A 14290-nucleotide genomic window follows, 5' to 3' on the forward strand; every position below is an offset into this window, starting at 1 on the left:
TTTATTACTAAAATTATCTTATTATTTATTATCTCTTTTTCTACTCTTGGCACTGATTGACTTTTGAAGATGCAGGTCCTCAGCCCCACTCACCTCGGTAGAAGTCTCACCTAGCCAACCACACATTTGATTCTGTGCACTATACACTCTCACGAAGTCGATGTGATCGAGCGCCACAGGCTTACGATTCTTATCAACTGCCCACGAAATATCGAAGCTACAGCCATCGATGTCACTATTGCTCACATTGTCAACATATCCATATCGGAAGGCATCACAAACCCAATGGGTTCCATTGCCGCTGGTATCATGGCCATTAAGCGGCAAAAGGGTACCCTCGAAGCGTAATGGACTTGACAACCACAAAGGGAAATATTCCTGGGCATGAAAAGTGTTGCGATTAACAACTCCACTCCTTCCCTGATTGTCTGTCCATGGAATATCTTGCATGGCATCTTTGGTATAGGTTATCTCATAGCCATATACCACCTTGCCCACACTGTCAACATCAGCACTGCCGGAAAGTTCATACCAAGGATCGTCGGGCAAATCATTGCCATTCACATCCTGAGATACCATCACGATGCCAGGCTCGCTATTGTCCTTGAAAGCATTGCCCTTGATGTAAAGGTCTTTCTCACCTTTCACATTCGCTATAGAATGATCGAAATGAAAGGTGATGTAACCACCATAGGCACCCAGACTCACCAAACCGCCCTTGTCTCCACCGATGGCTTCTGTACATTTTCTTGCCATCTCCTTAGCATCGTCACCCTCCTCATATTGAGGCATCGTATTGACGAATTGTCCTGGAGCCGGCACATACTCATCTACCGCCAAGATATACTTGCTATACTTCTCGGCTGGTTGGCTCGGCTCAGATGGCAACTGAGGTTTGCGATAAACAAATGCTGCCTCTGCCGGAATATCACCTGTCCATACTCGCCAGTCGAAGGTGCCATCCGCCTTGAAGTGAAACAACTCACCACTTGACACGTAATTTTTAGCATCCATCAGATAGAAATCTTTCTTCTGAGGATTGACGATGATGCCGTATGGCATCTCGATGGATTGTATCTCCGGAGCACTAGACAAGGAATGAGCAATTACCTTGTGTTGGCTGACATTCACGATACCATACTCTATCGAATTTTTCTTTGAAGTCTCATTCCACTGCACACCTATATAATATAGTGAATCACCCACGATACACATGTTGGAGACCGGCACTTCCAGTTCACCTCCCTTTTCCATCTGCCCTGCAGCATTAGGCTTGAGCCAATACAATCGTGAAGTCACCTCCTTGTAGTCGCCTCGGGAACTCACCCATAGCTGCCCATACTTATCGGCACGACAGCGATGCAAGTTGATTGCCACATCAATCTTCCGCTCCTCCTTAAAGGTCTTGAGGTCGATGACGCTCACCGTACGATCGTAGTTGGGATTGCGATAACCGCCACTGTTGGCAACATACAGTTTGCCATGCACAACAGCCAATTCATCGGGCTGATAGCCCACCGTCACCTTGTCCACTACCTTCATGGTCAGCGTGTCCACCTTATAAACAGCTCCCACTTCGGCATCCTGGCGCATATTCACAGGAGCCACATAGGCACTCACATAGGCAAATCCCCCATCAAAGGCAAGGTATCGACAGTTGGGAATGTCTATCTTCGCTACTTTTTTGCAAGTATAGGCATCTGCCACCTCCACCTTGTTGGAGCAGTTGATGACCATCCACAGTTTGGAGCCATATATCTTGATATCATTGCCCACATCACCCAGTTCCTTAATCTCGTTAGGATTGCGTTCAGAGTAGATGTTGCGATGATAAATGACGTTTTCACTGTTATCACCCGACAAGTCCAGATAGTCGAGGGTAGCCTTGTTGCTGCCCATATTGCCCTGGTTGAGCAAGTAGAGTCCCATGACATCGCCCTTCTCTGCCTTACTGCCTGTATCCTCAGGCTCAGATGAGATGACGGTGTCGCTATCCCGACACGACTGCATACATAGAGCCAGAAAACAAAGCAAGGCTAAGAACCAAGACTTCGCCAGATTGGGTTGATGATATATCTTATCCTTCATTTTTTTCAAAAGTTATATTCCAATGTCAGCATATAATTGCGCTTCGGCATCGGATAGTTGAGTATCACGTCATAATCCTGACTGAAGATGTTGTTGACATCCAGTCTTGCCGACCATCTCCTGGCATGATAAACCACGCTCATGTCGTGCGTATACCAGGGCTGGAGATGGTTGTAGAGGATGTTCTCTTGCTGCGAATAACGTTCACCGGAATAGATGAAGCTATACGCCAAGTCCAACTCCCGCCATGACAGGCCCAAGATAGCAGACCCACTGTGCCATGGGATATAAGGTATCTGGTCCTTATAATAAGAGGTATTGGGATCGGTCACGTCGCGAGCATCCTGATAAGTGTACTGCAAGCGGGCCGTAACTTTCCAATCCTTGGCTGGTTCCAGTCCCACTTCAGCCATGGCATCGACGCCCTTGATGTGTACCTTGCCCAAGTTGAGCATCGTCCAACGGAATTGCTGCCCCTTAGGATAAGCCACAATTTTGTCGTGCACCGTATTGTAATAGCCATCCACCTGTAAGCGGAAATGGTCGAAGATGCCTTGCTTCCAATCCTTGTTCAGCACAAATCCCAGGTCATATTGCAACGCCGACTCTGGATTCAACTTACTGTTACCCATGTCGGCATAGTAGAGGTCGTTGAAGGTCGGCATGCGGAAGCTTTTCTTAGCGAAGGCCCTCACTGCCAGCAACTTGGATTCGAACGGATAGACATTTACAAAGAATGCTGGCGTCAGTGTGCTGCGAGATGACGAAGACGCCCCATACTTCACATGGTCCTTGACCACCTGCTCCACCAACGAGGCTTGTGCCTGGATGCGTGACAGCGTCAATGCCGTGGCTAACGACACAAAGTTGGAGTAACGATGAGGGAAAGCAAAATCCACCATATTGGCATTCAACTTGTTCCACTTGAAGTCATAGCTCATTGAGACACTCCACTTTGACAATATCTCATAAACATTCGAAGTGGAGAAATACATCTCCTGCTGACGATAGGTATTGTCTACATGTATCTGCGTCTCATCATTATTGACATAGCGCGTCACATAATAGGCATACTTAGCCAATGCCTTGGTAGAGAATTTGTCACCAAATGACTTTTGGAATACAGCCTGTCCGAAGGTATTGTGGTCCCACTGGCGTTCGCCTCGTCGCCACACATTGTTGACGATGGCACCAGGTATTCCCTTTTCCGAATGGTAGGTATATGCCTTCACGTTCCAATATCCATCGGCAATGCCTCCCCTCACGTTTTCCTCGATACGGAAAGCCCAAATGTCACCATTGTGGCGCACGGCGGTGGTATCATAAGCCACCGTATTGTCTTCGGTCACTCGCCTATAACGGAACTTATAGCGTCCGCTCGACGTCAGCACACCTGTACTTAACGAGGAAGATATATGATCGGAGAGTTTCTGCTCCCAAAGCGATGAAAACCGGAAGGTATCGCTCGACCCATACTTAGCCCTCACCAACAAGTTGTATCGCCTGCCCATCATGAAGCGGGGAGCCTTGGTACGGATATAGACGGAGCCAGCATTACCAAAGTCGCTCGCTGGTTGGAAGATGGCACTACGCTGACCGTTGTAGAGCGAAATCTCCTCCACATTGTCGAGCGAGAACTGCCCCAAGTCTATCTGCCCATTCTGTGCATTACCCAGTTCGATGCCGTCATAGAAGATACCCAAGTGATTGGTACCCATACTGCGAATGTTGACTGTCTTGATGCCACCCACGCCTCCATAATCCTTGAGCTGCAGGCCCGAGAAATAACGCAAGGCATCGGCCACCGACAAGGAATTCAACTTTTTGAGTTCCTCACCTCCCAATGTCTGTGATGGAATAGTTTCCCTGGATATCAATCGTGAGGTAACCACAACCTCTTGGATGTGATGCACTCGTACAGAGTCCTGCGTTTCGCCATTGGCAAAGGCAGACCCTGCAACAACACCCAGCATGGCTATTGCAAACAATCTTTTCATCTACTATTATGTTTTTATCTTCATTCAAAAGCCTAACCCACGAGGCTCAATGATTTCATCCTCCATCACTTCCTGATGGTAGAGATGGCAACGGCAGGTCTTCTGACTTGCGTCCTCAAACTCATGGCAAGCGGTCTTCCCGAAAAATTGTCAGTGACCATGATGCTTGCCGCAATAAGACGCTTACAGCAGCGGGACTGTCCGGGCTTCTCACCCGATTCCCTTTTAATCACTACGCACAAACCATGCCTGCGGCGGCAGGAAGTGGCAGCAAACCAATTGCGGGTGCAAAGGTACTATAAAAAAATGAATAAAAGATTATTTTACCTGCTTTTTTATTCTACAAGCGATAAAATAATCTTTTATTCATTTCCTGTTTTATTCTTTTACTTCTTGATTTTATCTTTTTACTCCTTGAGCATTTTATGTTTTCAGAAACATTTATTCTTTTACGATTTCCAAGAGTTCTGCGAAATCATCGATGATCCATTCGGCAGAGGCGAGCTGCTCACGGGTTCCGTTGCCATAAGTCACGGCACAGGCCTTGCAGCCGGCATGATGCGCCATATCTACATCGAAGTTCATATCGCCTACCACGAGGGTTTCATCTGCCGTTCCCTTCATCTCCTTCAATGCTTTGAAGACCATATCGGGTGCCGGCTTCGCATGCTCCACATCATCGCCTGCAACAATGGAAGAGAATATATCCTCCAGCTGCATCTGATGCACGTATCCATCCAGCGAGCAATGGTTTCGACTGCTGGCCATACCCAGAACATAGCCCTGACGGTGCAACGCTCTCAGGGTTTCTATTACGTGAGGGAAGGGCTGCACGATCATTGTCTTCTTGTTATCCAGGAAAATCTCGCGATAGGTTGCCGCGCATTCCATTCCCTCCTCATCGCTCATTCCGAAGAGCGAGACGAAAGCCTCATCCAGTCTTAAACCGATGGTCTTGGCACAAGCCTCCTCCGATTTCACCTCCAGTTTTCTTGCACGCATCGTATCCTGCAAGGTCTTCACAATCAAACTCTGCGAATCTCCGATGGTTCCATCAAAATCAAAAATTATATACTTCATTATTTCTTATTCTTTTTACCCTGTTTTGATAATCGGGCGCAAAGATACGGATAATAACTGAAACTACAAAGCAAATTGGGGTCACCAGTAAAAGTGTGTGGATTAGGCATAGATCTTCATTAGTCTGAAGAGAAAGAACTTACGGTCAATAATACCTCTGAGTTGTGCTCTGAAATGCTTGATCTTTGCATTGAGGGATTCTGCTGATGCATTGGTAGAGCGATTGACAAAATAGTTAAGGATCTCATCCTCACGGTCGTACATGGCGGCAGCAATATCATTGAACGATTTGTTGCCGAAATCACCGACCTTCGAGTACCATGAATGCAGGCTGACAGCACCTTGCTCCTTAGTACACCTCTGCGAGAAAATCATTCGAAGAGAGTGGGTAAGCGAGAAAGCCGTCTTTATGTCCGGAAACTCACGGAACAGTATTTCTGCACGTTCCTTCTGTGTGTCTGTCCATTTCTCGGGTGACATCATAAGTAGCCCCTTACTGCGTGCAAGGAGTTCTGCACGAGTCTCTCCGTTCTCAAGTCTTTCGGGATAGTACCTTGCATTGCGCCTTATGGCATTGCCCTCCTCATCCACAAATGGACCATCGTTCTCCTGCAGCTGGCGCATCATCAGACGGTGCTCTTCCCTAGCATTGGCATCAAGTGTCATCTGCTCACGCCTATACTCTCTGCGTACCTCTTGCAAGGCTTCAAGACAAAACTGCTGATGATGGAACCGGTCGAGCGTACGCATAGCCTTCGGAAAGCATGTCTCTACTATGTTGTGCATACTCTCAGAGAAGTCGAGAGTAACCTCTTCCACGCTCATTCTCAACGCTTCTGGTATCTTCATCAATGCCTTTATGACATCCTTTGCCTTAGTGCCCTTGACTACAGCAATAAGGCATCCCTTGCGACCATGTGCATCCTTGTTCGAGGCTATTGTGTATACCTCTCCCGTGGACAAGCATGTCTCATCTATGCTGACGTGAGGACTTATGTTCTCTGGGAAGATGAGCCACTCGTCAGCATGGCCTAGTTCAGACCATTCACGATAGCCGCTTAGGTGGTCCTTGTAGGCTCTGCCATACTCATCACCGTCTATGTGATAGTCATCCTCAAACGAACGGGCCGTTATAGGGCGCGTCTCCAAACGCTTCTTTTAAAAAATCCGCCAACTCGGTTGAGCAGCGGGTGGACTCCTGAATGAGATTGCATTCGGTCATCACGTTGTGACCATCTGCATCAAGCCATCTGCGACGGCGCACGTGAAGCAGTACTTCCTGACCTCTAATCGGAAAGTCGTGAAACACACTTTCGCGTGTAAATCCATTGGGGCGCAGGTCTTCTCCGTCGTCAGGTTTCTGCTCGTTCTCATCGAGATAAAGGTGAATCACCTGTGTGTCACCTTTCTTCTCGACACGTACAGTCTTCAAGTCAAACCAGTCAAGCATGCGGGCTGGCAATAGGCATTCCGCTAAGAGTCTATACTGTTCCATTTTCTTCTAACGTTTACTCTATAAACGTACACCTGCTTGCTTTTATTGTGCTATGCTATCCACACGCTTTTGCAAGTGACCCGCAAATTGCCTACGAATCACCTTGATGATATTGTTACGGGCCACATCCGGCTTCATCGCTTCTTCTAAAGGCATAGAATCAGGAGTAATCTGAATCACTCTATCAAAACCTGCATCCAGCATCACCTGCCTGTCGCTTACGCCACCCGAGACGAGCCAGATTTTCTGATTGGCACCATGCTCAAGAATTCTTTGCGGCAGCTTCCCCATCAGGGTCTGACGGTCGCTATGACCTTCGCCCGTAATCACGAGATCAGCATTCTGAATGAGCACATCAACCTCTATTTTCTCAAAAAGCAGTTCAGCCCCTGGACGAGCCTCTGCATTGAAATATTGCAGGAATGCATAACCCAGTCCTCCGGCCGCACCAGCCCCAGGAACCTCACTCCTATCATATCCAAAATGCTTGGCGCTTACCTCGGCAAACTTACTCGCTCTATCATCCAACATCTGCACCATCTTAGCATCAGCTCCCTTCTGAGGCGCAAAGACGTGAGCCGCCCCGTTTTCACCACAGAGCGGATTGGTAACGTCCGAAGCCAGCACAAAACTGCATTCCTGTCGGATTTTCTTCCAGTCGTCGCCCATCGCCTTGAGCATTCCTATGCCGCAATCAGATGTGGCACTTCCGCCCAAGCCCACGATGAAATGGCGCACGCCCCGGCGATAAGCATTCATTATCATCTCGCCCACGCCCCAGGAAGTAGCCTTCATCGGGTTGCGCTGTTCAGGCTCAATCAGAGCCAGTCCGGCAGTCTGCGCAATCTCGATAATCGCCGTATCATCCACGATTCCGTATTCCGCCTCAATCCATCTCATCAGCGCATCATGGGCATGAATCTTCACTCGCTCTCCCTTCATCGCCGAAAGAAAAGCATCGAGCATTCCCTCTCCCCCATCACTCATTTCCAGGGTAATAATTTCGGGAGAAGCAGCATCCGCATTCCATTCCTTTACTCCCGAAGCAATCGCCTCGTTCACCTCTCTGCTCGAAAGGCAACCCTTATAAGAGTCGCAAGCAATTATTATCTTCTTATATCCAGCCCCATCCATCAGTCTGAGGCCATCATTTTTCCTATCCATATCCTATTTATATTATATCATTCCAAGAATCATCGCCTATCAAGCGATTCCCCTTTCAGCCCGCAAAATTAGCCATTATTCCTGAAACCACAAACCTTTTTGGGAAAAACTTTCAAAAACAGATGCTTCAGATATGAGCTGATAGAAAAAAGAGGTTAAAACATTTGGCTATTAAAAAGATTCCTCGTATTTTTGCAGTAGATTTTTCAAAGGTTTTCTAAAGGTTAAAGGCTTATGTGCAAATATGAAGAAATAGAAGGTTGGCGACTCTCGAATGGCAAGACGATTCGGGAAATCAACAATGCCGTACACGATGAGGTGGAACGAATCTATCTGGAAGCGTGGGCGAAAGGTATTTCCGTGCCGTATTTTGAAAACGGAAAAACCTATCTTGCTAATCCTGATGGAAGCGATGTAGAAGCAACTCTTGATTTTGCGACACGCGAATATACTATCATAAAACAAGTTGCAGCTCCAGGAAAGGGGAAAATGAGTTACTTACTCCATTAATTACTTCATAACACCTCTTTTTCTATTAAGATTATGAAAAGAAGACCTGAATTTACAATTATAGCCGGTCCAAATGGAGCTAGCAAAAGTAGGCTTGGAATATTTTATTCTACAGTAAAAGCTTTTGACGGAGACCTTCTAGCAATGTCTCTTCGAAACGAACATCCTGATTGGATAGAGCGATGGATAGATGGAACTGTTATCTCTTCATTGATGAAAGAAAAAGAAGAAGCCATTTCACAAAACAAGAATTTTGCTTTCGAAACGAACTTCTCTACAGATTTGCCAGTCAATCTTGTTCAGGATTTTAAAGATGCAGGTTATAAAATCAGCCTCATCTTTTTCGGCTTATCCTCGAAAGAAGATTCTCTATCTCGTGTTATCCAAAGATACACAATGGGCGGTCATAATGTAAACCAAGACGTGATAGAATATAACTTCACGGAAGGCATCAAACGAGTAAGAGCCTCTCTACCACTTTTTGAAAACATTCTTTTCATTGATGGCACTTCCGATTTTGGCGACATTGTTGCCATTCACATCGAGAAATCAGGCAAGCATCAGATAACAGATCACCCAGCCGAGTGGTTCGACAAATACTTCAAAGAGGCATTCGATGCGCTTGTTGATGGATAGGAAGAATAGTTCTTTTACAAGATTCTAGCAAATCATTTTATACCCAATTCCCCTCACATTGATGATTCTGATATTTTCATCGGCAGATAACTTGTGGCGGAGCTTGGTGATGAAAACATGGAGACTGCGGGAATTGAAGAAGCTGTCATCGCCCCAGAGTTGCAGGAGAATATCCTTGCTCTCTACCACATTGTTCTTGCTCTCCACAAGCATGCGAAGGATTTCTGATTCACGATGTGACAGTTCTGTATCTTTACCATCCAACTGCAGAATCTGACTGGTAACATTCAGGCGATAACGACCGATGGAGAGCCATTGATCAGCAGCATCCGGATTATCAGGAGAAACATTCCCCCCTTCCTGTTCTTCAGAAGAAATATTTCCTGCAGAAGCCCGATGACAAAGCGACTTAATACGGACGATGAGCTCCTGGATGGCAAACGGCTTCTTCAGATAATCATTGCCACCCAATTCAAATCCCTCTACCACATCATTCACCGCCGAACGAGCCGTGAGGAAAAGCACAGGGGTACGGGAATCCGTCTTGCGGATACGGCGCACCATCTCGAAACCATCCATTTTGGGCATCATCACATCCGCTACCAGCACATCAGGCTTCTGTTCATCAAACATACGAAGCCCCTCTTCGCCATCACGCGCCGTGCGCATCTCGAAGCCCTGTGCCTCCAAGATGTCGCTCAGAATCATCGCCAAGGATGTTTCATCTTCTACCAGTAATACATTTATCTTATTCATTGTTTCTTTTTTACTTTTTACTTTTTTACCCTTTTACCTTTAAGAAAATGCAGGGTAAAGCAGCTTCCTTTTCCCGGCTCGCTTTCTACGGAAACAGAACCGCCCATTTTATCCATCAGGCTCTTGACATAGAAAAGGCCGAGACCATAGCCCTTGACCGTATATTTATTGCCATCCGTCACCCGATAGAACTTGTCGAAAATATAAGGCAATTTATCGTGGTCAATACCGATTCCATTATCTGATACGGAAACCAGCACTTCATCCTCGGCTTTTTGGAAAGCCTTGATTTCTATCTTCACGCTATCTTCAGAATACTTGATAGCATTGTCTATGAGATTGCTCACGATGTTTGAGAAATGCATCCGGTCGGCATGAACCATCAGATTTTCAGGTTCTACAGACAACGAAACATTCACTTTTTTATCCGTTCTTACTCCTGAATTCACTTTCAGCTGATGCTGGGAGATTAATGGTTCAATCACCTCCTTCATTGGAACTTCCACAATATTGAGAAGCATCGATTTCCGTCGTTCCATACTCATCGACAGAATCTGTTCCACCAATCCGCTGAGCGTCTGCAACTGCTCCTGGGCGATGGTAAGATACTTGTGCGCCTTATCAGGATGCTGGAGCATTCCGTAGTTCAGCAGGGAGTCGGTGGCAGCATAGGCTACGGCTATCGGAGTCTTCAATTCGTGCGTGATATTATTGGTGAAATCACTCTTCATCTCATCAAGCGTCTTCTGCTTGAGCATCGTATGAATCAGGAACCAGAAGACGAAAGCCAGGATGAGCATGATGAAGAGCGATGTGGCAAGGATGCCTGCCATCTGGCTGAGCACAGTCATCGTAAGCGGCTCTAGGGTGAGGACATATTTCTCCTCATTCGCCTCCCCCTCATTACAAGCCACATATTGGTATTGCTTGGCATTGGCGGAAGGCACATACCCCTTCGTCGTCACTTTCGCCAAAACCTTCTTTCCTGCAAAAAGCTGAATCTGATGCGGAAGCGGATGAATATCGTCGCCTACCAACAAACTGTCTGAAAGCATCTTGGCAACCCATGCACTGTCATAGTCATTGATGTCAGGTTTGGCAATTTCATTCAATTTGCCAAACAGCGCTTGTTGTACCATAGTTGCCAGCTTGCCCGACATCATCATCATCAATTCCTGGTCCTTGTCATCTTCACGACGCTTCTCGTGCTTGGTAAAAGTTGTTTGAACAGACTGAACGATTTTTCCTCCACGAACCTTTTTAACCTTTACCTTTTGATCAATATCATCGTCTTCATCCATAGAAAAAGCAACAGAACCCGTCAGTTGTCTATGAGGCCCTTTATCATCATTGCGCAATCGTTCGATTCGCTTCTTCATCTCCATGAAGTGAGCGAACTCCATTCCACCCTTGATTTTCGCTTCAACCTCCTTTTTCTGAGACTGATAAAGCCCCACGAGCCAATAGGTCTGATATGCGAAGATGCAAACCAGAGCCGCGATGACGAGCGTAACTATGTATTTAAGATGTAATTTCATTCTTTCCTTTATTAAAGATTTTTCCAGATGAATTCAATACTCATTTTCTGAAAATCGGATAAACCTCCGTGGTATTCTTCCATCCCCATTTACCATTCTTTTGTGGCGCAAACTCTCGTCCCATCTTGGCTCCTATCCCCCAATGTTGATTGAACATCACTTCCATGAAGCCACCATAGCTGCTCTTGGGATTGAAAGGAGACATGATGACGCTTCGAGGGTCAGAGGTTTTCGTTGGAACATATTGTCCATAGAATCCCACTGTGAGCCAGTCGTTTACTTGATAAGCCATTCGTCCACCAAAAGAAGCTTTGGTGAGATTACCAAATCCATATACTCCCGTGTTTATCTTTTCTATCCCGACATAAGGAGAAAAAACAAAACGCCCGAAATTTTGTTGATAAACAACCCCTGCAGTCTGCCTATTCATCAGTCCTGGGACTTCAATACCCGAAGAATATACCGCCATCGTACCCAAATTCGGGGAAAGAAGAGAAATATGAGGTATTGCATTCGGCGCAATCTCCAAAGGTTTTCCTTCTTCCGACATCCAAGGTGCATTCGATTCAGAGTAATAAGATTTGCCTTGAAGTACAGGAAATCCACCGAGCGAAGGACGAGAATATTCCAACGACATACCTTCCTTAGGTAAAGATGCCTTCGGAATGGAATCCAAGGAAACACTCTTCACTTCCTGTGCTTGCATTACCAATGTACAAAAGCAAGCCATAACTGTCAATATGAATATTCTTCGTTTCTCTTTCATGCTTGCAAAAGTAATAAAAAAGAAGATAAGTAAGATACTTTTCAGGGAATTATTTCTGATTTGATAAGACTAAATAACACTTCTGATAAGACTTGATAATCAAAATTCCTTGCTGACACGAGATATTTGCAGTACTTTTGCAACCGAAATCGGGAGTTTTTTTCCGAAAGAACGATAAAAAGATAAGAAGAATATGAAAAGATTGGTTATATTAAGCGCTTGCCTGGCCATTAGTCTTGCCGGCTGGGCACAAGGAAACAGAAATGATTCCCTGAGAATGGACAGCATCATCCATTCCCTCCCCGATGTGATGGTAAAAGGCAACCGACCTATCGTAAAGGTGAAAGGAGCAGCATTGACCTATGACCTGCCTCAACTCATCAAAAACCATCCGGTGGATAATGCCTATGAAGCCATCAAGCAACTGCCTGGCGTGAGCGAACAAGATGAAGCCTTGACCCTCAACGCCCAATCCGTAACCGTGATGATAGACGGCAAGGCTACCACCATGACGAGCGAGCAGCTCTATTCGCTTCTGAAAACGATTCCTACCAGCCGCATCGCCAACGCCGAAGTTGTCTATTCAGCCCCAGCCCGCTATCAGGTAAAGGGACAGGTCATCAACCTCCTGCTGAAGCACAACACAGGCTTTCACTCCCTGCAAGGCGAGCTCTTCGGCGGCTACACCCACCAGAACCGCAACAGTTACACAGAGCGCGCCTCCTTGCTCTTCACCAACAAGAAATGGGAAATAGACATGCTCTATTCCTTCGGTCATGGCAAGAGATATTATTACTATGAAAATGAGTTTGCCCACACCTTGACTGATGGCACTTCCTATGCCTTCTCTACACATAGCGACAATATCAAACGCCATCTCAACCACAACATCCGACTGGGCATCAACTATCATCTGGCGAAAAATCATCAGCTCAGCTTTGCCTACACCTCACAACTCAATAACACGAGAGGAACGTCAGAGGATGATGGCGATTTCACATCCCTTCTCAGAATCCATGCCAAGAGTCAGTTTCACAATTTCCGCCTGGATTACTCCACACCATTCGGCTTCTCGGCAGGAGCAGAATACACCTATTATAATTCACCGGATGAACAATGGCTGAAAAGCAGTCTCTACGATGAGATTTACGACATCACAAGCCAGCAACGAATCGACAAATGGTACGCTTACCTCAAGCAGGAGCACGACTTAGGAAAAGACTGGGGCTTGAACTACGGCATCAATTACACCACATCAAGAGACAAGAGTTCGCAGGAAAACAACAACAAGTCTTCTGATGGCAACACCATTCAAACCGAAGACCAAATGTGTTTCTATATCGGAGCCAGCAAGTCGTTCGGCCAAAAACTCACGATGGAAGCATCGCTCATGGAAGAATATTACCACACCCCAATCTGGGATGAGTGGAACCTCTTCCCTACACTCTCCATCACCTATCTTCCAAAGGCAGGACACATCATCCAATTCGACTTTGATTGCGACAGAGACTACCCTACCTATTGGTCGGTGAAGAACTTCACCACCTATAATGCGGGCGGATATGGAAAGATTGTAGGAAACCCGACGTTGAAGCCATCACGAGACCTCAGCCTCTCGCTTACCTATATTCTGCACAGCAGATACGTGGCAAGTCTCTTCTTCAACAACTCGAAAGATGAATTTCGTCAGCTTCCTTACCAGAGCGACAAGAAGAAGGAGATGGAATACAAGTATGTCAACTTCGACCATGTAAACCAGGTAGGCTTGATGCTCACAGCCCCAATCAACATAGGCAACTGGTGGCAGAATCGCCTTACCTTCACTGGCGTTTATCAGAACGATAAGAATTCCCACTTCTATGATCTTCCATTCGACCGCAGCAAATGGTTCTGTCAAGCCCAGTGGAACGGCACTTTTCTCTTTGGTAAGCATGTGCTTCTCAACCTCGATGCTTCCGTTCATACCGACGCCATCCAGGGAATCATCGACATCCCAGCCTCAGGCTATCTCAACGCTGCCCTCACCTGGAAGCCTCTCAAGGATGACAAGTTCCAGCTGAAAGCCTACTGCAACGACATCTTCGAGACAGGCGACAACCATCTGCACGACACCTATCGAGGTCAGCACGTCATCAACAAAATGTACTTTGGCAGAATCATAGGCCTCTCCCTCACCTATCGATTCGGCGGCTACAAGGCCAAGCAGCATGAAGAAGTAGATACTTCCAGATTCGGGAAATAGAACGAGAAAAGCTCACCA

At 46.4% G+C, this 14290-nt stretch carries 12 protein-coding genes and 1 riboswitch; of the genes, 3 read left to right on the forward strand and 9 right to left on the reverse strand.

The genetic code is table 11. From position 1 onward, the window contains the following. Nucleotides 1-21 precede the first annotated feature (21 nt). The 6 genes from NQ544_RS08485 to NQ544_RS08510 form a co-directional block, all read right to left on the reverse strand. Nucleotides 22-2088 (reverse strand): YncE family protein, encoded by a 2067-nt coding sequence (locus tag NQ544_RS08485; RefSeq protein ID WP_006847045.1) that lies wholly within the window; start codon nt 2086-2088, stop codon nt 22-24. 5 nt (nt 2089-2093) lie between these two features. Next, a complete protein-coding gene (locus NQ544_RS08490) occupies nt 2094-4085 on the reverse strand; it encodes a TonB-dependent receptor (protein WP_006847044.1) in 1992 nt (663 codons plus the stop codon). 74 nt (nt 4086-4159) lie between these two features. Next, nucleotides 4160-4348, reverse strand: a riboswitch (cobalamin riboswitch). Nucleotides 4349-4526: 178 nt separating this feature from the next. Then, entirely contained in the window at nt 4527-5165 is a 639-nt protein-coding gene (locus NQ544_RS08495; protein WP_006847043.1) for an HAD family hydrolase, read from the reverse strand. Between the two features lie 102 nt (nt 5166-5267). Continuing rightward, on the reverse strand, nt 5268-6314 hold the full coding sequence (locus NQ544_RS08500; protein ID WP_006848989.1) for an ISAon1 family transposase: 1047 nt from the start codon (nt 6312-6314) through the stop codon (nt 5268-5270). After that, complete coding sequence (locus NQ544_RS08505) at nt 6280-6660, reverse strand: ISAon1 family transposase N-terminal region protein (protein WP_006847878.1); 381 nt, start codon at nt 6658-6660, stop codon at nt 6280-6282. The genes NQ544_RS08500 and NQ544_RS08505 overlap by 35 nt, the downstream gene beginning before the upstream one ends. Before the next feature lie 42 nt (nt 6661-6702). Next, a complete protein-coding gene (locus NQ544_RS08510; protein WP_006846407.1) occupies nt 6703-7824 on the reverse strand; it encodes a glycerate kinase family protein in 1122 nt (373 codons plus the stop codon). Nucleotides 7825-8058: 234 nt separating this feature from the next. Here NQ544_RS08510 and NQ544_RS08515 point away from each other — a divergent pair, with 234 nt between their 5' ends. Together NQ544_RS08515 and NQ544_RS08520 are read left to right on the forward strand one after the other, a co-directional pair. Beyond that, nucleotides 8059-8334 carry a hypothetical protein gene (locus tag NQ544_RS08515; RefSeq protein WP_006846406.1) on the forward strand — a complete coding sequence of 92 codons (276 nt, stop codon included), beginning with the start codon at nt 8059-8061 and terminating at the stop codon, nt 8332-8334. A 33-nt stretch (nt 8335-8367) separates the two neighbouring features. Continuing rightward, complete coding sequence (locus NQ544_RS08520; protein ID WP_006846405.1) at nt 8368-8970, forward strand: hypothetical protein; 603 nt, start codon at nt 8368-8370, stop codon at nt 8968-8970. Between the two features lie 24 nt (nt 8971-8994). On the opposite strand, the gene NQ544_RS08525 is transcribed toward NQ544_RS08520, so the two are convergent. The 3 genes from NQ544_RS08525 to NQ544_RS08535 are packed head-to-tail and all read right to left on the reverse strand — an operon-like array spanning nt 8995 to nt 12030. Then, nucleotides 8995-9726 (reverse strand): response regulator transcription factor, encoded by a 732-nt coding sequence (locus tag NQ544_RS08525; protein WP_006846404.1) that lies wholly within the window; start codon nt 9724-9726, stop codon nt 8995-8997. A 17-nt stretch (nt 9727-9743) separates the two neighbouring features. After that, nucleotides 9744-11264, reverse strand: a complete 1521-nt coding sequence (locus NQ544_RS08530; RefSeq protein ID WP_006846403.1) for a sensor histidine kinase — start codon at nt 11262-11264, stop codon at nt 9744-9746. Between the two features lie 40 nt (nt 11265-11304). After that, nucleotides 11305-12030, reverse strand: a complete 726-nt coding sequence (locus NQ544_RS08535) for a porin family protein (protein WP_006846402.1) — start codon at nt 12028-12030, stop codon at nt 11305-11307. Between the two features lie 193 nt (nt 12031-12223). On the opposite strand from NQ544_RS08535, the gene NQ544_RS08540 reads away from it, so the two are divergent. Further along, on the forward strand, nt 12224-14272 hold the full coding sequence (locus NQ544_RS08540; RefSeq protein WP_006846400.1) for an outer membrane beta-barrel protein: 2049 nt from the start codon (nt 12224-12226) through the stop codon (nt 14270-14272). Nucleotides 14273-14290: the final 18 nt, after the last annotated feature.

The sequence above is a fragment of the Segatella copri DSM 18205 genome, from assembly GCF_025151535.1.
GTDB lineage: Bacteria > Bacteroidota > Bacteroidia > Bacteroidales > Bacteroidaceae > Prevotella > Prevotella copri.